Annotated in this window: 16 protein-coding genes and 2 pseudogenes; 4 read left to right on the forward strand and 14 right to left on the reverse strand. The window is 59.7% G+C overall.

The features are described from left to right. The 8 genes from BG61_RS39555 to BG61_RS34955 form a co-directional block, all read right to left on the reverse strand. Positions 1 to 279, reverse strand: a 279-nt coding sequence (locus tag BG61_RS39555) for a DUF3302 domain-containing protein (RefSeq protein ID WP_051673009.1), incomplete at its 3' end; no start/stop codon positions are given. 284 nt (positions 280 to 563) lie between these two features. Next, positions 564 to 1325 (reverse strand): bestrophin-like domain, encoded by a 762-nt coding sequence (locus BG61_RS34925; RefSeq protein WP_035942778.1) that lies wholly within the window; start codon positions 1323 to 1325, stop codon positions 564 to 566. Between the two features lie 46 nt (positions 1326 to 1371). Further along, entirely contained in the window at positions 1372 to 1647 is a 276-nt protein-coding gene (locus BG61_RS34930) for a hypothetical protein (RefSeq protein ID WP_035942780.1), read from the reverse strand. Between the two features lie 114 nt (positions 1648 to 1761). Continuing rightward, positions 1762 to 2910, reverse strand: a complete 1149-nt coding sequence (locus BG61_RS34935; protein WP_035942781.1) for a hypothetical protein — start codon at positions 2908 to 2910, stop codon at positions 1762 to 1764. Continuing rightward, positions 2907 to 4415 carry an SRPBCC family protein gene (locus BG61_RS39560; RefSeq protein WP_051673007.1) on the reverse strand — a complete coding sequence of 503 codons (1509 nt, stop codon included), beginning with the start codon at positions 4413 to 4415 and terminating at the stop codon, positions 2907 to 2909. Before BG61_RS39560 ends, BG61_RS34935 begins: the two co-directional genes overlap by 4 nt. 60 nt (positions 4416 to 4475) lie before the next feature. After that, the gene (locus BG61_RS34945) at positions 4476 to 6260 is read right to left on the reverse strand and encodes a di-heme-cytochrome C peroxidase (protein ID WP_035942782.1); all 1785 of its coding nucleotides are present in this window, start codon (positions 6258 to 6260) and stop codon (positions 4476 to 4478) included. A 444-nt stretch (positions 6261 to 6704) separates the two neighbouring features. Then, a complete protein-coding gene (locus BG61_RS34950) occupies positions 6705 to 7181 on the reverse strand; it encodes a hypothetical protein (RefSeq protein WP_233469258.1) in 477 nt (158 codons plus the stop codon). A gap of 42 nt (positions 7182 to 7223) precedes the next feature. Next, a complete protein-coding gene (locus BG61_RS34955; protein WP_051673008.1) occupies positions 7224 to 7976 on the reverse strand; it encodes a porin family protein in 753 nt (250 codons plus the stop codon). Between the two features lie 357 nt (positions 7977 to 8333). On the opposite strand from BG61_RS34955, the pseudogene BG61_RS44400 reads away from it, so the two are divergent. Continuing rightward, positions 8334 to 8468, forward strand: a pseudogene (locus tag BG61_RS44400) (hypothetical protein); the annotation flags it as partial. A gap of 290 nt (positions 8469 to 8758) precedes the next feature. Here the strand turns inward: BG61_RS44400 and BG61_RS34965 are convergent. Next, positions 8759 to 10144, reverse strand: a complete 1386-nt coding sequence (locus BG61_RS34965; RefSeq protein WP_035942785.1) for an aldehyde dehydrogenase family protein — start codon at positions 10142 to 10144, stop codon at positions 8759 to 8761. A 400-nt stretch (positions 10145 to 10544) separates the two neighbouring features. Here BG61_RS34965 and BG61_RS34970 point away from each other — a divergent pair, with 400 nt between their 5' ends. Together BG61_RS34970 and BG61_RS34975 are read left to right on the forward strand one after the other, a co-directional pair. After that, complete coding sequence (locus tag BG61_RS34970; RefSeq protein WP_035942787.1) at positions 10545 to 11105, forward strand: lipid-binding SYLF domain-containing protein; 561 nt, start codon at positions 10545 to 10547, stop codon at positions 11103 to 11105. 367 nt (positions 11106 to 11472) lie between these two features. Continuing rightward, a complete protein-coding gene (locus BG61_RS34975; protein WP_035942788.1) occupies positions 11473 to 11856 on the forward strand; it encodes a response regulator transcription factor in 384 nt (127 codons plus the stop codon). 1538 nt (positions 11857 to 13394) lie between these two features. Here BG61_RS34975 and BG61_RS34985 read toward each other — a convergent pair. From BG61_RS34985 to BG61_RS41570, 4 genes and pseudogenes are all read right to left on the reverse strand, one after another. Beyond that, a pseudogene (locus tag BG61_RS34985) lies at positions 13395 to 14374 on the reverse strand (AAA family ATPase). Positions 14375 to 14678: 304 nt separating this feature from the next. Continuing rightward, complete coding sequence (locus tag BG61_RS45120) at positions 14679 to 15350, reverse strand: integrase core domain-containing protein (RefSeq protein ID WP_411776679.1); 672 nt, start codon at positions 15348 to 15350, stop codon at positions 14679 to 14681. Between the two features lie 206 nt (positions 15351 to 15556). Then, positions 15557 to 16396 (reverse strand): helix-turn-helix domain-containing protein, encoded by an 840-nt coding sequence (locus BG61_RS45125; protein ID WP_411776678.1) that lies wholly within the window; start codon positions 16394 to 16396, stop codon positions 15557 to 15559. After that, entirely contained in the window at positions 16323 to 17030 is a 708-nt protein-coding gene (locus tag BG61_RS41570; RefSeq protein ID WP_233469256.1) for a hypothetical protein, read from the reverse strand. The genes BG61_RS45125 and BG61_RS41570 overlap by 74 nt, the downstream gene beginning before the upstream one ends. Before the next feature lie 73 nt (positions 17031 to 17103). Here BG61_RS41570 and BG61_RS42440 point away from each other — a divergent pair, with 73 nt between their 5' ends. Beyond that, positions 17104 to 17484, forward strand: coding sequence for a tyrosine-type recombinase/integrase (locus BG61_RS42440; protein ID WP_081868292.1), 381 nt, complete (start codon positions 17104 to 17106; stop codon positions 17482 to 17484). A 375-nt stretch (positions 17485 to 17859) separates the two neighbouring features. Here BG61_RS42440 and BG61_RS35005 read toward each other — a convergent pair whose 3' ends face one another. Beyond that, on the reverse strand, positions 17860 to 18864 hold the full coding sequence (locus tag BG61_RS35005; RefSeq protein WP_035942792.1) for a transketolase family protein: 1005 nt from the start codon (positions 18862 to 18864) through the stop codon (positions 17860 to 17862). Positions 18865 to 18918: the final 54 nt, after the last annotated feature.

Below are 18918 nucleotides of genomic sequence, written 5' to 3' on the forward strand. Positions count from 1 at the left end.
CTCGATCGCCCGCGCTTCCTCGCGCGGGAAGCGCCGGATATCGATGACATCGGTAGGCTTGAAGGCCCAGATGAATGCCTGAATCCACGGCAATACCGTGGGCAGCAGTCCGGCCCAGCCCATCAGCTTGACGGCTTCGGCCTCCGGGTGATGGCGTGCGAGCGCGATCCGCCCGGGCAAGCCGGCAATCCAGATGTAGGTGAGGATCCCCGCACCGCCCGCAAGGAATCCCGTGGCAAATGTCACGTAATCCCAGAACCCGAGTTCGAATCCGAGCATGTCACGCTCCCTGATCAGTACGCGCCCGCATAAGCGCGTCCTTTGCGCTGTAGCTTCAGAATCTCGATCAAAGCCGCGTAGTCGGACTTGGCCATCGTCAACGCCTGTCGTGAATCTGACGTGAAAGAGTCTCGCCTCAAGACACACGGCCGGCATCATCGCCCTATCTGAAAGACTATCCGGGCGCCGGAGACGCCACTAGTGGACCAAGGTCCAATAGCGCAGTACGCAGCGTGGAAAAAAGGATTGGCGATGGCCGCAAACGGGTCCTGAAGCAAGCGCGCCTATCGGCCAAGCCGGGCGGCAGCGTCGAGCAACGGTGCGAGCGAAATCTCGATGGTCCCGTCCAGTGGTCTGTCCATTTCAAGAATCAGATAAATGGCTCCGGAGGCTGAAATCGCGCACAGCATCAGTGCCGAGAAGATCGTCGCGTTACGCGGAGCAAACAGGCCGAAGGTGCCGAATACAACGCTCAGCCAGGCGACGAGCACGACCAATAGCGGCGTCGGCACAGAACCTTCCTTCTGGAGCAGGACCAGCCAGCGCGTGCCAAACACCTCGTTCGCGAGTCTGACTGCATTCGCCTGAAGCTGGGTCTGAAGTGCATTGCGAGGAGACAGGCCCGCTATCCGGCGCTGTAGTTCGTCCATCCGGCTGACTGCATCGGAGCGCCCAAGGCTTGCTTCTGTAGTCGGGTCGCCAGAGGCGAGGAGGTGGACGACGGCCAGGTAGTCGCGTTTCAATAACTCGCGAATTTCGTTCGATTCGGGTCCGTATTGGGCGAGCGTGCGATCCAGCTGAATCACCCGGGCAGCGTTCTGTACGAGTTCATGGTTGACCGTATCGAACGACCCCTTCGCCGAGGAGATGAGAAGTCCGAGCACCAGGGCCGCCATCGTCGCGATGACGCCAGTCGCCAGTTTCAGAACATCGATCGAGCCCCCGCTCAGGTGGTGCTCGGGAAGCATGTCGCTCAGGTACAGGCCGATCAGCGCGCTGGCAAACACGCACCCGAACGCGAGCAAAGCGATCGCGAAATGTCCCATGCTTCGATGATCCTCTTGGCGTGAGGCCGCGATGTCGCGGATTCGATCATCTCCAGCCGGATCGCCACGACTGATTGATGCTGATCCATATTGCTGTCGGAGATTCGCCGACCGCATCTCCATCATGACGATTCCATCCGTCGATCCTGAACTCGACGCCGTTCATTTCCGTGGCGCCGGCAGTCAGCATCGATGCCAGTTGTTCCGGCATCGGCGACTCGCCTGACCGCCCCGCTTCGAACGGTGACAGAAGCTTCGCAAACACCGGCGCTGCGCCGCAAAGCGCCGTAGTCAGTATGAAAGCCCTTCGGCCGATCTTCATGTGCCTGCTCCATCCGTTTTGTGAGTATCGCCGTGACGATCGAATGGTCATCGCAACATGGGTTCTGGCAGCCGTTGCTCCATTCGACACGCGGTTCGCGATCGAGGCCACTTCCTACTCGACAAGATCGCATCGACATGTAACGAGCGATGACAAGTCAAATGCGGCTGTCTTTCCCCAATGCGCTTTCGCGTCACCGCACAGCCTCGACGCAGTTTGCCGTTCGCCGGCACCGACAGCAATTGCATGCGCCTGCTCGAAGGCCCTCAACGTCGGACGATTTGCAACGTTGATGGTCGCGAGTTCAAACGCGCGGCCGGCGTCGTTGCCGCTGCCGGAATAGAACTGCGCGCCGTGGTCCGCGAACGCAAGCAGGTGTCTGCCCAGCAGGCGCTCGAAGCCGGATCGCGCGGCGTCGATGTGCGCATCGGCGTCAGCAGGTGTCCCCATCGCATTCAGCACGTCGCCGAGCCTCCAATGCACCTCCGGATCGCCGCTCGAGACAACCGGCGTCAGCAGCGCTCGCGCATCTGGGGTTGAGCCGTCACCGAGGAGGATTTCCGCCAGATGCACGCGGGCTTTCACATAGCACGGCAGATAGTTGATGGCCCGGCGATACCACTGCGCGGCCCTGCTCGCTTGTGGTTCCGGCACGAGCTCTCCCCATAACGCACCGAGATGGAAACAAACCCATGCCGGCGCGAACGGCGACACATCCTGGTATGCCCGCAGCGCCTGCTGATACATCCGGTCGGCCTCATCGAACTCGCGCAGATCGGCGAGCAATGCTCCCAGTGGCACCAGGTCCTCCAGACGCCCGGACTCCGTTGCCGTCCGGCGCCGGGCCGCAAGTACCGCCTCGAGCCCCTTCCCGCAGGCCTGGTCGATGCTCAACGACAGGCGGGTGACATCACTCGCCGCCGCGCCACGAGAGCGAGCCAGTTCAAGGCAGCGCGTTGCTTCAGCGAAGCGATGCGCCATGGATGCGACCTGCGCACGGATGAGGGCCGTGCGCACCGATTCCGGATCCACGCGTTCGAGTTCATCGGCGAGCGCATCGAGCCGGTCAAGCGCTTCCAGGTCGCCAAGAAACTGCGCCTTCAAGTGCTCCTGCTCGACGATGTACTCCGCGATACCCGGCCGCTCGCGCGCTTGCCAGAACTGGCTCCATGACCGCTCGCAGGCGCTCATGAGATTGTTGACGGCGATGTCGCCCGCGGTCGCTCGCGGCAGATCAGCTTCGAGATCCGGTGCCTCGATCATTTCGGCGCACCGAAGCGTGACTTCAGGCTGTCGAGACCGGTTTTCAGCAACGTGGTCACGACGGTCTTCACGATGATGTCGGGTTGTCCGTCTGCCCGGTACTGCACGCGCCACGTGACAGTGCTGCCGGTTCCCTTCGGCTTGACGTCCAGCGTTCCGGTGTAATCGGATGCCGGAACGCCGCTGACCATCGTGTAGCGATACTGCCTCTGGTCGTTGTCGATCGCTTCCAGCCGTTCGACGATCTGCTTGCCGTCGATTGTCTCGATCGTTCGCAACTGGCCGATACCGGCGCCGGTCACCTGTATCTTCGCAATCAACGGATGCCACGTGCCGCCGAAGATGCCGACCAAGGCCCATACCTGATCCGGAGGGGCGGACACGTCGACGCTGTCGGCCACGGTTTGAAGTTCCATATTAGGGGAAGCCATATAAGGAAACACCTTTGTCCCAGGCCGGGTCGCACCTGTTGCCCCGCCTTGAAGGAACGCTCCCTGGTCGTGATTGACCATCCAGGTGAGGAGAATGTCGATGACGTTCGCATCGATCGTGCGGCCGCCGCCCGTCTGGTAGGGCCGCCCGTTGAGCGTGCTTTTCTCGATCTCGAGAAAGCTCGTATCCGTGATGGGCTTGGCGACGTCGAACAGCAAGAAATCGTCGAGAAAGACTTCGGCGCTGGCGGCGAGCGCCTCAGGCGCCCATTGCGCCTTGCCGTCGCGCATGTCCCATATGGTCAGGCTGTCGAGCATCCGCTCGCGGAACACAGGGCGGAGTCGCTCGGAAATCGCAAACGGCGTCTGCTGATTCCACAGGTCGCGCAGATCGTCGGTCCCTTTCATCGCGGAATTGTTCAGACGCATGTTGGTCTGTTCCGGGCGTCCGACCCAGTCGAATCGCGGAGGATCGTGCCCGATCAGGCTGCCGGCATGCGGCAGAGGGCTGGTCTCGGCAATCAAACCGAACAGGGAACCTTTGGTGGGGTCGAGCACGCGGCGTGTGTCGAACTCGATGACGATGCAGAGCACATTGTCGTGCTGCAGCAGGTTGGGAACCTTCTTCATGCTGGCGAAGATCCATGCAAGAAAGAATGGATCCGAGCGCAGGCCCGCATAGACGCGGTAGGTGTTGTCGGGAGTGGACACCCCTTTTTCGTCATTGACGGTGAATGGCAGTGTCTGGCCGTCGGGCAAGGTGCAGGCGCCGCGCTGCGTCGGCTTCGCGCCGTCGTGCCCCTGTTCGAGGGGCCCGAACCGGCAGCTGAAGCGAAACTCCTCACTGCCCGTCCTGAACTTCGCGGCGTTGCCCAGCCCGCCCACGGAGGCCCGTCGTATCACGATCGAGTGGTTGACCGCGTTCGAGAACATCGCGCTCGTACCCGCCGACGGAAACACACAAGCGGCAACGACGGTACGCGCGGCGTTCTCGGGGCTCGCGAATGCGAACAGATCGGACAGGTCGATGGCGGGATCGCCAATCGATCTCGGCCCGTCTACATGGTCTGACATCACGTTGCTCCGACAATGAACGATTCAGGTGTCGTGATGCTGGGCGGCTCATGGTGCGGCTCACGGCCCTGCCCACTTCCCATGACCGCTACGCGCGTTGGGTGGGCCGCCGAACGGTGTGACTCGCCCTGCTTCCTCGGGAATGGACTTCAGGTATTCGACGACTGCCCAGCGCTGCGCATCGGTCAGCAGCGGGCCGATCACGCCGTTTCCGCGGGGGCCATTCTCGAACGAATGGCCGGCGTTCGAATTGCCAGGCAATGAAGTATCGAGAAGGAAAGTCCCAGACTTCCCGCTCGTGTCAAGCCCGACTTTGACCGGATCGAACTCCCGACCGACATAGAACTTCTTCGTGCGTTCCTTGGCCGGGATCAACATCTCATATAGATTCGGAACAGAACCGTTATGCATGAACGGCGGTGTCGCCCATACCCCATCACGCGGAGCTGCCTTATATACGCCTCTTGGAGGCGGTGGGAGTGGGAAGGCTCGATAGCCATGAAGTTCGATGGCCTCCGCTTCGGTCAATTTGACCTGCGTCAACGCCTTGGCGAGAATCCGCTTCTGCAATACTTCGTAAAGAACGCCCGTCGGTACGATGTCTTTACCCTGATACGGGGGCGGCAACTGGCTGCTCAGCTGACCTGTGATCGCAAAGGGCCTCAAATCTTCAAATTGCCCTGGATCCGTGCCTACATATTTCGCCGGCACCAGCCCAACTTCGATGAAACGCTTGCCGTACTTGTTCGGTTCCGTCCAGGTATAGGGCCAAGCATTGTGGCAACCTGCGCAGTGCGTGCCGAATAGTGCCTTGCCCATACTGGCTTGTTTGCGGTCGATTTTCCCCAATACCTCTTCCGGCCACTGGGGTGGTGCGAGGCGCTGTAAGGCGTCCTCGATGCGATGAAGATTAAGGAGAGCCGCATTTGCGTCGAAAAGCCCCTCTTCGGGCGACTTGGAGCGTAAGTCCATGGGCATGAATACGCCCATTGTCTCGGTCAGGTTGCGTTGGATCGGGTCCTGTTGCACGCCGCGCCATTGCGTCCATGAACCCTGAGGGGCATTCCACAGAAAGGGAGGCTTGGTCGGTGCAAGCGGAGTCGACCAGTTCTCTGGAATACCTGGCTGGTCGGCCGTTAGTCGATTGACGATCGCAGCAATGGCGTCGATGCGGGCTGGACCCCAGGGCACTGGGGTTACCAGGCTGCGCGTCCGATATTCATGCACGCGTGCGGCATCGCTCTCAAAGCGCTTACGCAGTTCGGCTTTGGCGTCGGCACTCGACGCACCAAGTCGCGCAGCCAGACGATCAAACTTCGTCGTGTCGGCCCGGGTCGCCTGCAACGCATCATCGAGAGCATGGACGTAGGCCATCATGTCAAAGGTATTGCCAACACCGCCGTCGATACGAAGTCGCTTCCCTTGATAATTCAACTGACTGTTATGACAGGCGGCACAAGTCATACCGATGTGCTCGCCCTTCCATCGACCTTGCGCGATCACCGTCTTGCTCAACCCGATTGGCAGGGCGTCCGGGTTGGTGCGCGGATTGGCGGGCTGCGGGATCAGGCCATAGCGATCGCTATTTTCATCCGACCTGAAAAGACCCTGGCTCCCTGCAGCTTCGAGATTCAGGAAGATGTCGTATGAAATGACACTCGACCCCTGGGATATCTGATAGTACATTTCCCGCTCAGCTTGCGACCACCCCTGATCGAGATAAATGATCTGGTCTCCGGGTTGGGCAGTTGCAGGTTGCGTCAGGAAGAGGGCGAACAGACCGGCGCAGACAAGCGATGGCGTCAGCGAAGCGGTGGCAGAAAGAACGGTCTTGACGCGCTGCATGAGGACACCTCGCGATCGACGAGCGAGCGAAGATTTCTCGCGGGTATTATTCGTTTCATGTCCACGACCGTTCGCGGGCGCTGGTCGATGTGACTACCTACAGCAACTCGCGCAGCCCTGTTCACGGGCGAGCGCGCCATGCCATGCATGTGGAAACATGCGCAATCAATCGAGCCGGGTAAATCAAGTTAGGCGACCCGCCATTGTCCCTTTTGCGCCTCGATCTTGATCGATTAACGAGGCGACGCGCATTCTTATGCTAAAGCCGTCGGCAGATTTGCCAGAGAGCATAGACTGCACATTGCGTCTTGCGGTATTGGACCATGGTCCAATTGAATTGGGGAGATGCGCAGGCATGCACGGCTTCCGTGGGTGAAGTATGCGCTTCGAGAATGTGCATATCGAACACGTGTTCTTGCCAGCATAGCGACGACGTATTCGGCGTCACTGGCAGAAAATCACGGTCAGTATGAGCGGCACCACCTGCCGAACGACAGCATTGCTGCGGGCGTCACGTAGCCGCGCTTCGACGGCCTCTGCTGAACCGATCACCACCACGCCGTACGCCGAGTCCGCAATGGGCTCGCCACTTCCCTCTTTGAACTGGCTATCGTCGCGCTGGTATCCGAGGACGGTGTGGACGCGAAAGCCAAATGCCGTCAGCTTGACGCCGGGCGTCGGACGGAAGGCGTTGACCGAGTTCCGTTCAACCCTGATTGGATTCGAATCTATTTCGTGGTTGGTCAGGAGCGCCGAGATGAATTCGTGCGCGCTCGATCGGCAATCGAGTTGAGACTCGAGCTCATGAGCGCTGGACGGAGCCGAAAGCGATAGCATGTTTAACCCGATAAGTAGAGTTGGCGTATAAATTAGCCGCTTTTTCATGGAAGTGGAAAAACTGCTAGAGGTGAAATCAGCCATCAACTGCGGACGGCCTGAGGTCGTGCGCAGGTCCGACAAGAGTCAAAACCGAATACCTACGCCCGCAAAGAACCCTTTCGTCTTCATGTTGTAAAGAAAATCGGGCTTTTCGTAGTCCATGCTCAATATTCGATAACCGACCTTGGCGACAAAGGTTTTGGAAAAGGCGTAGTTCGCAGATGTGAGGAGCTGCCACGAGTGTTTGGTGCCTCCCGCCCCGCCGTCGAGATACCCCGTGAATGACCAGTTGTCTGTGAGGGCAAAGACAGCGCGGACACCTCCGAAACCGTCTGTCCAACTCGCATGGTCGCCTCGACTCAGTCCATTCGGCAACAAACTGCTGGCCGAAAGCGAAATATCGCCGTCGACATACGTGTATCGTACCCCGGCGAGCACATCCACCGCCAACGACGAGCCGTCAAACACCCGGTATGCGCCAGCGAGCTGAAGTATTGTCTGCTTCGCGCTGAGGTCCTCCGTGCCTAGGGCACCTCCCAGCAACGGATCGGATTTCTGCGAAAACTTGATATAGATTCCGTCGAACAGGATCCCCCAGCGGCCTTTGCGTGCTTCGAACGAGCCCATGGCACCGAAGTCGAGATTCCTGAACACATCGGAGAAATCCGCGTCGAAATACGCGGTGGGCGTGTTGGCACCTATGCGGGACCATCCCTCGACACCGGCGGCCCAGAAATAAGGCGTGGCCTCGAACTTCCAGGAATCGTCCGAGAGATTTTGCACTTGCGAAAAAGTTGGCGTAGCTGTCACCAACGCAGCAATCGCGACTATCAGCATTGCGCATTTCATCGAAGGTGACCTCCCACGTCTTACTCAGCAATCATTGACCCGTCTGCATTCGACCTTTGTGTATCGAGCGGGCGCCGCGAGGAGCGCTTCGGTCATTCAGGTCCTTGCAGGACCTTGCCCCGGAACACCTAGTAGGCGCCGGCGGTATAGAGCGCGCGCACTGCCGGCCCCCACGCCCCCCTTAAAACAGAAACCTCAGCGATGGCTCCGGCGCCGCGGCCTTGCCCACGATGTTGGCATACGGAACCGTGAGGCCAGAACATCACGCCGAGCGCCAGGTGGGAGTCCACGACGAATAAAACCGTGAGCGCAAACGCCAACCCGTCGCGTCGCGCCCGTGCGCGCATGACAGCAGTCCCCACCGCCGCGATCACGGCAACCGGGAAGACGAGTGAATCGAGGGTCCCGAGGCTCATAAGCGACGACACGCCGTACCGCAGGGTGTTCGACTTCTGGCGGCCGATCTTCGCTGTGTCCTTCCGCATGGGTGTGGTCACCGGGATGGCGACGGCCTTCAAGTTCGGCACCAAATGGGGCGTGCTCGCGGTGAAGACGGTATCGACCCGTCGCCAGCCATGCCGCCAGCCCGATGGTGAAGGCTCGGAAGATGATATGAAAGCTGATGACGAACCCGAACTGGATGCGCGGCAGGATGACAGGGTCAAGTTCCACACTCACTTCCACTCAGATGGGCCCATGGTCCGGTGTCCGGACCTCTCGCTACCAACCGAGCCCACATTTGCTCACCCTCGCGGAGAAAGCAGATCCCGCTATGGCATCAGCTTGTTCACGATCGCGCGCTCGAACCCGTGTTTTGTGTAGGGCGGGTAACGCACACCGGGATCGACTAGCGTACTGTGATGCAGCACGCCGCGCGCATTGGTAAAAGCTTCGAAGCCCCAGTGCCCGTGATACTTGCCCATCCCCGAGTCTCCGACACCACCGAACGGAAGTTCGGGGAACAACGGATGGATGGCACAGTCGTTGACCTCCGCGTCGCCGGAACGTGTAGCCGCAAGGATCCGATCGACCACGGCATTGTCGTCGGCAAACACGTACAGGCCGAGCGGACTCGGGCGGCTGTTGACCCATTCAACCACGGCTTCGACCGAACTGATTTCGAGCACGGGGAGAATGGGGCCAAAAATTTCTTCCTGCATGATCGGCGAGTCGACCGCGACATCCACCAGCACGGTCGGTGCGATGTATAGATCGGCCGGGTCACTCTGTCCGCCCACCGCGACCTTGCCGCTTCCGAGCAGGCTCACCAGACGGTCGAAGTTACGGCGGTTGATCACGCGTCCGTAGTCCGGGCTCTGCTGAGGATCGGCGCCGTAGAGCTCGTGGATCGTCTCGGTCAGGCGCTGCACGAACTCGTCTTTCACGTCGGGCCACACGAGTACGTGGTCAGGTGCGGTGCAGATATGGCCGGAGTTCAAGAAGCGCCCATAGGCGATGCGACGCGCCGCCACCTTCAGGTTGGCCGATGAATGAACGATGGTCGGGTTCTTGCCGCCGAGTTCGAGCACGCAAGGAGTCAGGTTTTTGGCCGCGGCCTGATGCACGATCCTTCCGATCGATGGGCTGCCGGTAAAGAAGATCAAGTCCCACTTCTGCGCGAGCAGCGCGGTGGTCTCAGGCACGCCGCCTTCGGCGACCGCGACCGCCCGCGGGTCGAAATACTTTGGCACCAGACGCGCCGCAGCCGCCGCGCAGTTCTCTGCGATTTCAGATGGCTTTAGCACGGCGGTATTGCCTGCCGCGAGCGCCGCCGTCAGCGGCCCGAAGGTCAGCATGAACGGTTCGTTCCAGGCGCCAATGATCAGTGTCACGCCGAGCGGATCGCGATGCACGACGATATGACCCGGTCGGAACACCGCCGGCATCGGCTCGTTCGTGGGCTTCATCCACGTCCCGAGATGTTTCAGCGCATGTTCGGCTTCCTTGGCGCAATAGGCGACATCCATCAGATCTGCGTCGTTCATATTGCGGCGCAGGTCCTTCCACAGCGCGTCGCACAATTCGTCGTGATTTTCGGTGAAGAGCGCCTTGACTGCTTCGAGCTGGGCGCGGCGCCACGCTGCTGGACGCGTGGCGCCGGACAAGAAGAACTCACGCTGGCTCAAGACCAGAGCGGAATAGTCGGGACAGGCCATATTCAAATTCCTTCGTGCGTCCGGTGTAAGAGCGCTTCGCCTGAGGTATGCATTCGTCAGCATGCTCACGGTCATCGTCGCCAGCCGGGTGTGTTGATCGTCGCCAGTCGGTACCAACGAATTCCCTGCCTCTGATCTCGATGGCGAAAATCGTCCCGCGACGAGCGATCTACCCATGCGTCATAGGCAGACTAGGAAATCGGCCCGCGCGCCGGTATTGGACCATGGTCCAATATGCGCAGGCGACATGCCGTCATACGCTGGCGGGGCGCCAATGATGCGTCAGATGCTAATTCACGCATATCCGAGCGCTTTTCTTAGATCACACGTATTGAACTGATCCGAGAAAAATTGCGCAGAAACCTCGCCCACACACGGCTTTCCGAATGGAGCGCGCGTCATGATCAAGTATCTTCTGCTCATTCTTATCGCCCCGCTCTTGCTGCTCTCGGCGTCGTGTTCAACTCAGGAAACTTCAAAAGTCGGCAACGACCCGGCATTGGAGGCGAAGGCGCGCGAGACCCTCGCGAAGCTCTTTCAATCAACGCCCAAGGCCAAGGACATTCAATACCAGGCCAAAGCTGTCCTCGTATTCCCGAATCTGATCAAGGCTGGCTTCGTCGTCGGCGCTCAGGCCGGCGACGGCGTGATGTTCGCCTCGGACGGAAAGGTACTGGGTTACTACAATGCATCGGCGCTTTCCTATGGCCTGCAGGCAGGTGTACAGGAGTTCTCTGAAGCAATTTTCCTCATGAACGATAACGCCAGGAAGTATCTCGATAGTGTGGACGGTTGGTCTGTCGGCATCGGACCGAGCATCGTGGTCGTGGATGAGGGAGTTGCCAGGTCACTGACCACAACTACGCTGCAATCCGATGTCTACGCGTTCCTCTTTCATCAGGAAGGCCTGATGGCCGGTATGGGGATGCAGGGCCAAAAGATCACGAAGATCAGCCGCTGAGGCGCGTCAGCGACTCAGGGGTCAAAATCGATGCCTCTGTGTACGGCGCGTTGAAGCAATACATTGAAGGGGGACGATTAGAGCAAACGCCAGAGCGCGCGAGGGGTTCCTCGGGCATGCTCCTCCATTCAGCGCAGTTCAGGTGGAGTGCACAACCAAGTCAAGCAGAATGTCCCTTGTCGATACACCTAGCTTCCCACGCTAGTCGAACCTCGCGAGGCAACGCGCGGAACGTACGCGGACGCGTATTTCTCAGGTTTCAAGTGTCTTGGACCAAGGTTCATTATCAGCAGGCGACGCACCGATCCAACTCTGAATTTAGCGCGGGTCCGGCTTTCGAGACGCCGTCCTGTACCTGGGTATCGCGATGCGCAAATTCAAGTCGCTTGTTGTGGTTGTGGACAACGATGAACAGGTATGTCGCGCCATCAAGCGGCTGCTTCGTTCCTCTGGGTTCGCCTCGGAAACGTTCAGAGCCGTTGACCAACTCCTCGAAATGATAGACTTAACTCCCTCATTTCGTCCGGCCTGCATCGTGCTCGACATCGGAGGGCCCGGCCTTACCGGACTAGACGCCCACCACAGACTGGCCGACAGCGGCATTCCAGTCATCGTGATGACCGCACGAGACGAAATCGGGTTGCGCGAGCAGGCACTCGCATCCGGCGCTATCGCTTACCTTCGCAAGCCCTTCAACGGCCAGATTCTGATCAAGGCCGTTCAATTGGCCATCAACGGATCCCGTGATTAAAGCGGGTTGGCGTCGGAGGAGGTGAGTCGAATTTCTCCCTGTACCAGCGCGGGCATCCGCTCCCCATTGGCGAAGAGGATCGGCACCGCGTTCGTGTCGCTTCTGGTTCTCGGAGGGATCGCTTTCGCAACATGGAAATTCCTCGATGACCTTGGCTGGCCGCTGCTGGTCGCGTTCCTAGTGCTCGGCTGGCCCTGCATTTGCGCAGCAATCTCGATTCACTTGAAACGCCGCTAAATCCAGCGCCCAAAAGAAAAAACGCCGCCCCGTGAGGGGAGCGGCGCTAGTTCCAAAAATTAAGCGAGACAAAGCGGAAGCTGTGAGCGGGCGGTAAGGCGCAGCTCCCGGCGCCGCGCTTTCGCGCTGTACCGGTACGTCCCACTGTAACTGCGGGTCGCTCAACCCAACCCACCGACCGATAAAGCAACCGCTCGCTCTCATGCGCCTGCAACAAGGCCCCAAAGGCAATCAAGTCTTCAACGCGGGCGTCGCATACCAGCGAAACCCACGACTTGTTAAAAAGTTGGTGCTCTGCTGCGCGTCATTCAAGATGAGAACGCTCTCTCATCCAGATTGTCGCGCGACAGTGCTCTTCGGACGATCACTTCGTATAGGAAAGAACGCCGACCCATGCATGAGTCGGCGTGAATTAGGCGGCAAGCTTTGCCTTCCCGTAGAACGAAGGGAATCTGTCTCCGTTGTGCGAGGAATTCTGTCAACTACGGGCGCCCGAACGTCGACCCGGGAAATGCGCCAGTTGTTCAAATACTTACCACCGAAAGAATTGTGTCACCGCTCGAGACTGGCGACGACGCAGTCGAGATCTGGATGTCTGCGGTTGATGCAAGGCTCCCGACGTATCCGTACCTGAAGCAATCGGTGAGCCGAAACGGGAGCGTTGCGCCCCTTGCGAAGATCAGGTTCAAACCAGGCAACAGTCAAGGTAGCAGCGTGTGAACGCACTGCGGTGCTCCGGTTTCATCGCTTGAGCGTTCTCCGGCGTCCACGTTCCGCCATGACTTACATAGCAATATGCACAGTGAAACCGCGCTTCAAGAAGCTGGACATTCACGCGATATGGTGCTTCACACCCGCAGCGCCAACACCTTGATTCGAGAACGCGATGATGGGCAGGACACACGCTCAGTCTTTCCAGTTGGTGCACAACACTGTGGTAGCCGTGAGCGAGACAGCGACGACAGTAACGGAACACGTTGCTGTAGCGTCTGTGTCCGAGCGGATCCGTCAAGGAGGTCCGCAGCGTTTCTGCGGGCAAACCGAGGCTCTCCTGCAGCCGCCCGACATCCACTAACCCTCGACGCGGGGCAACCCCTTCATAAGCATCGACTTCCAGCCCCATGAGTCGTGCTACAACGACACCCGAGAGAGCGTTGGCAGTCTCGAACTTCCACAGGATCGAGATCAGTGACTCATACGGATAGAGCCAGCCCTTCCTGAACATGTAACCCAGGGCCGGCGTCAGCCGGCGCTCGTCGAGCGTGAGAATTGGGAACGCCGGCTCTCTCAGCAGCCCGTCGTTACGAGGCGGCAACGAGGACGCGTCCGGTTGCATGACGTGACTGGACATAGCCGCAATGCCTCACCGCATGGTCCCACAGGACCTGGTCCGGGCAATAGCCCCGTGCGTCCTTCAGTTCGCTATCCTTGAGCACTATCTCGACCGCGCGTGCGAAGGACTCCATCGGGATTCCAAGCTTCCCCGGCAGATTGGCCTTGTGGTGCGCCGTCTCGAATGCGTTCCACAGAGTATCGGCGTCACTGACCAGTCGATATCCCGCATCAAACGCCTGCGGAACGTAGAAGCGGGTAAAACTCCATTGGCTGCCTTCGGGGTAGGCAGTCTGATCGTAGCCGTTCAGGCATGTCGCCACGTCCTGTGCATTGCGAATGCCATAAAAGGCCAACTCCTCGACCATCAGACGCGCGACGATCTGCGTCTTGCCCGCGACCTGCATCGCAGTCTTTTGCGCGAGCAACTCCTGCTGGCCAACGAGGAATGTGAACAACTTGATCTGCTGCCGGTCCAGAGCGTCATGCACATCACGCAGCCATTCGTATTCGTTGTCGTCGTAGCGCTGTGCCTCATCGCAAAAAAGCAATACCACCCCACTGCCGGCGATTGATGCTGCCTGACGGATCCTCAGCGTCAGGCGCATCCGCTTTGAAGGATTCGAGCCGGCATTGGGATCCGGGTCACCAACAGCCTCCAGTAGATTCGCAAAGAACGGCCCTTCGGCATGCCGCGGCTTGTGCTCGCACTGCGCGTGATAACTCGTCATCCGCGGACAGTTGCGCGCCAGCAGCAGCCGCACATATTCGATTGCCCGGGTTTTGCCAATGCGCGACGGGCCGTAGATAAGCGCCCCATGATCCGGTAGCGCAGGCATCGGACAACCAGTTCGTAGAACGCCTCGATCGCTGGCGTTGCAATACGGTAATTCCCCGTCACAAGCGGGTGCAGCGACGGATCGACTGGACGCGGTATCTCAAGCGACATTGATGCCTCCCACGAACACGACGTTAAAAGACCTGACCAGTACCGATTGAAAGCCTTCGAGGACGGGCACATGTGGCGGGTGGCCGGTCTTCAGACGTTTCCGTCGACCGAGTGTCGGGCACCGGCCCCAATGACTCAAACGATTCCGGCTCAGGATGGGGGACGGCCGGCGCGACTGGCAGATCTCCCGCTTGCGCTGACGTGATCAATCGCATCGTGTGAGCCAGTTCCGTAGCAGCTTTGCGGCTCTTCTTCGCCTGCTCGAACTTCTCCTTCACATACGCCTCAATCGGATTGGTATCGACTACCCGCGACGACGACGAATGCGCATTTGCCTACAGATCTCCCGCCGTAGCTTGAGATTGTGCGGAATCATCCGCCAGAGCCCCTGCACATCGAGTTCACCCAGTTCCGTGCCGTCAGGCAGAAACGCCCGCACGCTGCGTAGATCGTTTGCGTTCAGATAGACGAGGACTTCCTGGCCGATCAGATGTGCGCTCCATGCCAGGACGCTATTCGTATAGCGTGCGGTATGGAGGTTGATACGCGGACGCACGCCCTGATCCAGGTAGGCGCAAACACGACACCGCCGTGCAGACTGCATCAGACACAATGAGCGGCGATGATATTGCGCAAGCCAGGTCAGCAGCGTCTGCTTGCGCCGCACGAAATACTCCATCGCCTCAAGCGGGGTGACGTTGTTCAGACCGCTGTGTGGCGTGCCGTTGTAGTTCGCAATGGCGTATTCGATCAACTCATCGAGTTCGTCTATGGACACATACAGACGCAGGTTACCCCTGGCATTCGCGAGCGCACGCCGCAGGTCCGATGGATTCAAACCCGTGTAACCGGGCAGACGGGCCGACAATCGGCTTGCAATCGTCCCAAAGAACCGCTCGATGTATGGCCGTTCATCCGGGCTGTATTTCGGCCCTGCGTCGGCAAGGCAGCCGACGAACTCGCATAGCGCTGTCAACGTTTCGTTGGCCAGGTTCGCCCTCGCGTTGTCTAGGCGGATTCACTCCCACGTCGCGTAGGCGAGTTCCGGAAGCCGCTGCGATGGAAATCCGTCGTGCGGTCCATATGCGAGCCCCGGAATAGAAAACCTGCGTGCGCGATGAGGTTCGAGGGCGTTCTCGATCGTCTTGATCACGTCGTAGCGGCTGTACTCACGGGCGAGCACTAGGTGATACCCGAGGACCGCCCGCGTGCACACATCGATGATGACCAGCAGCCAGACGCGCTCCATCTCGAATTCCTGCACGAAGCCAAGCGGATCGTGCACGACGATCTTGAGCTGATATCGAGGCGATGCCCGTCAAACTCGACCGTCTGGTATGGGCGTGTCGCCGCGAGTGTCCGCACCTCGCCGTCCTGGCGCGGCAAGCCCTTCAGGTGCGAAGCGCCCGCCGAACGCGCCGCGTTGCCGAAGCTGCGCAACAGTTCGTCCTTCAGATGTCGCGAAAGCGAGCGGATTCTGCGTTCACCCGTGTTGAGCGGATAATCTGTTCCACTGAGCCCAACCGCCCGGCATTGACGCAGGAAGTTCTGATGCAGCGCCTCCAAACCGCGAACTCGAGTTCGCAACGCGCCTTCCGAACTCACCTCCTCGAGCCACACCTTGCGTTGCCTGATCTGCTGGTGCAACCAGTCCGACAGCACAGGACAGCGCTCCAGAAGCTGTGAGAACGCACCCGCCGCTCCGCCCGGCTCAATGCTGTCGGGAACGGTGCGCGTGCGAACGTAGTCTGTAGAGCGTACATAGCGAAGAAGGGCACGAAAGCCGAAGGGTTGCCCGTCCGGATGAATTGCTCCGGCACGTTCGAGCCAGCGGTACAACTGGCGACGATCAATTCCTGTCGAGTGCTCGATCTGTTTGACCGACCCGCCTTGCACATACGCCATCACAGCCTGTACGCGCTTCTCAAACATATGTCGCGTCGTATCGTCAAACTGCGTATAAGCAACCGTAGACCACGTGCTCACATCGATTGCCTGGAGTTGCGCAGTACGGCGACTCATGATTTCGCCTCCGCGGCGACAACGTCGTGAGCAGCGACAGGGGGTGGGAATGAAGCTCCGGCGCGCTCACCCTTCCCTCGCGCAGTAGGTTGAACAGACTTGCCCGCACGAGCACGGGATCGCCGGACGAAAGCTGACGCTCGATATCAGCCAGCCGTCTGGGCTGACTGAGGAGTCTCACAATAGTTTCCGACAGGGAGCGCGCGAGCAGTCTGCGGTTGGCAACCAGGCACGGCAGCATGCTTCGCCAGTTGTTGATCCGCACACGTGAGGCGAGCAGCTCGGCCGACTCGACACGCCGGATAGACAATCCCTGCATATCGAGCGTGCCGCCGTCATTTGAGACCGCGTCAAACGCAGACGCTGCCTCACTAAGGATAACTAACTCCTGTCCGTCCGCATAACGCACCCAGAAGTCCGCAAGGATTTGCTGTCCGCCGATGATGACAAACCCGGGTCTTTCGCAAAACGCCTCTACCGTCGAGTTTGCCTCGAGCAGCACCCATTGCTGAAGCGCGACATGTCGATACAACGTCACCCGTCTTGCCAGCTTCAGACTGAACGCCTCAAAGCGATGCGCACCGCGGGGCCGGGCAAGCGCGAGCGGTTGCGGGATTGGCAGCGAATTCCCCATGAGATCAAGACCTTAGGGACGGGATTCGAAGTCTAGGAGGTCGAGTGACGATTTTCATTCGGACTTATGCGAATTGACAGAATTCTCTCGCTCGGACCATCAGGAAAAGTGTCAACATGCCCGCGCCTCGTCCTGTCGCACTGGGCAACGACGACACGACGCCGGTGACACTATTCCTTCGATCTACGTCATCAAGCAGGTGTTCGAGAATGCGGTCGCGAATCTTGCGCTCACCGGTGAGCCCGCCGAGCGGGCCGCCGAACGATTGCGGCAGGCGTCGGCGCACTGGCTGCGGCATACTGCCGGCTCACACATGATGGATCGGCAAGTCGATCTGCGATACGTGCGCGATAACCTCGGCCATGCATCGATCTCGACCACCAGTCAGTACCTGCACGCCGATGACGATGACCGACACCGCGCGACCGAGTCGGGCCTCAAACTGAACTGGTGAAGGGCGACATCGGAGTCAGGCCTCGGAGTCATCGGGGTAATTAGCCCGTGCAACTCGGTCGCCGCATTGCCGGCCACTGAGTCAACGGCAACCTTTTCTTGCCCCCGCGCTCAGCGGGTGTCCGTTTCCGCGCGACTCGTAAGACCGGAGACGACCCTGACCGGCCGCTTGCCGACATCCCACCGCGCTGTCTGTTGCCGGAGCAACAACAGCCATTCATTCACTTACCGGCTTCGCCAGCGGATGCTGCAGACATATCGTGTCTGTCCATCTGTGTGCCGTGCGCCAACGGCGAGAGTCATCCTCTGCTCACACTTGCCACACGATTCACGGTGCGCCGTGTAAAACGACGCACCGGTCCTCGTCGCTTTGGGATCAGTTGCCAAGCCAGCCTTTGATGGTGTCGGCCATGACACTGGTCGAGATACCATAGCGATCGTGCAAGGTCGGCAGCGCACCCGCAGCGAGAAACTCATCGGGCAGAGCGATCTGACGGTACATCGGCGTGACGCCGGCCGTGAGCAACGTGGTCGCGACCGCTTCGCCAAGTCCTCCGATCGTCGAGTGGTTCTCGGCTACCACAACCATGCGGCCTGTGCGCTTCGCTTCGCGCAGGATCGCCTCGGTGTCGAGCGGCTTGATGGTCGGCACGTGCAATACGCCGACTCCGATCTTGTCCGCCGCCAGCGCCTTCGCGACCTCGAGCGAGCGCATGGTCATAATGCCCGACGAGATGATCAGCACCTCCGCGCCGTCGCGCAGTAGCTTGGCCTTGCCGAGTTCGAACTGGTATTCGTATTCGTCGAGAACAGCAGGCACGTTGCCACGCAGCAGACGTGCATACACTGGCCCTTTATGCGCGGCGATCGCGGGCACCATCTGCTCGGTATCGAGTGCATCGCACGGATCGATCACCGTCATGTTGGGCATCGCTCGCATGACCGCGAGATCCTCGGTCGCCTGGTGGCTCGGGCCGTAGCCCGTCGTGAGGCCCGGCAGTGCGCAGATGATCTTCACATCGAGGTTGTCCTCCGCGATGGCCTGATGCATGAAGTCATACGCGCGGCGAGTCGCGAACACGGCGTAGGTCGTGACGAACGGTTGAGCGCCTTCGTGCGCCATACCGGCGGCCGCCCCCATCAGCAGTTGCTCGGCCATACCCATTTGATAGTAGCGCTCTGGAAACTCTTTGCCGAAGATGTGCAGGTCGGTGTACTTGCCGAGGTCGGCCGTCATACCGACAACATTCTGCTTCTCCCGCGCTAACTTGGCCAACGCATGGCCGAATGGTGCGGAACGCGTTACTTGTCCTTCGCCCGCTATCGAGGCGATCATCGCAGACGTCTTCAAACGCGGCTTTTTGGTGGTGGTATCGCTCATGCTTGTCTCCCTGCTTCGAGTGCTGCCAGCGCCAGTTGCCACTCGTGGGCATCG

This window comes from Caballeronia glathei, assembly GCF_000698595.1.
GTDB classification, from domain to species: domain Bacteria; phylum Pseudomonadota; class Gammaproteobacteria; order Burkholderiales; family Burkholderiaceae; genus Caballeronia; species Caballeronia glathei.

Coding starts and splice junctions, on each gene's coding strand:
- BG61_RS34925 (WP_035942778.1), bottom strand. CDS start 1,325: ATGGGACATTTCGCGATCGCTTTGCTCGCGTTCGGGTGCGTGTTTGCC.
- BG61_RS34930 (WP_035942780.1), bottom strand. CDS start 1,647: ATGAAGATCGGCCGAAGGGCTTTCATACTGACTACGGCGCTTTGCGGC.
- BG61_RS34935 (WP_035942781.1), bottom strand. CDS start 2,910: ATGATCGAGGCACCGGATCTCGAAGCTGATCTGCCGCGAGCGACCGCG.
- BG61_RS39560 (WP_051673007.1), bottom strand. CDS start 4,415: ATGTCAGACCATGTAGACGGGCCGAGATCGATTGGCGATCCCGCCATC.
- BG61_RS34945 (WP_035942782.1), bottom strand. CDS start 6,260: ATGCAGCGCGTCAAGACCGTTCTTTCTGCCACCGCTTCGCTGACGCCA.
- BG61_RS34950 (WP_233469258.1), bottom strand. CDS start 7,181: ATGGCTGATTTCACCTCTAGCAGTTTTTCCACTTCCATGAAAAAGCGG.
- BG61_RS34955 (WP_051673008.1), bottom strand. CDS start 7,976: ATGCTGATAGTCGCGATTGCTGCGTTGGTGACAGCTACGCCAACTTTT.
- BG61_RS34965 (WP_035942785.1), bottom strand. CDS start 10,144: ATGGCCTGTCCCGACTATTCCGCTCTGGTCTTGAGCCAGCGTGAGTTC.
- BG61_RS34970 (WP_035942787.1), top strand. CDS start 10,545: ATGATCAAGTATCTTCTGCTCATTCTTATCGCCCCGCTCTTGCTGCTC.
- BG61_RS34975 (WP_035942788.1), top strand. CDS start 11,473: ATGCGCAAATTCAAGTCGCTTGTTGTGGTTGTGGACAACGATGAACAG.
- BG61_RS45125 (WP_411776678.1), bottom strand. CDS start 16,396: ATGAGTCGCCGTACTGCGCAACTCCAGGCAATCGATGTGAGCACGTGG.
- BG61_RS41570 (WP_233469256.1), bottom strand. CDS start 17,030: ATGGGGAATTCGCTGCCAATCCCGCAACCGCTCGCGCTTGCCCGGCCC.
- BG61_RS35005 (WP_035942792.1), bottom strand. CDS start 18,864: ATGAGCGATACCACCACCAAAAAGCCGCGTTTGAAGACGTCTGCGATG.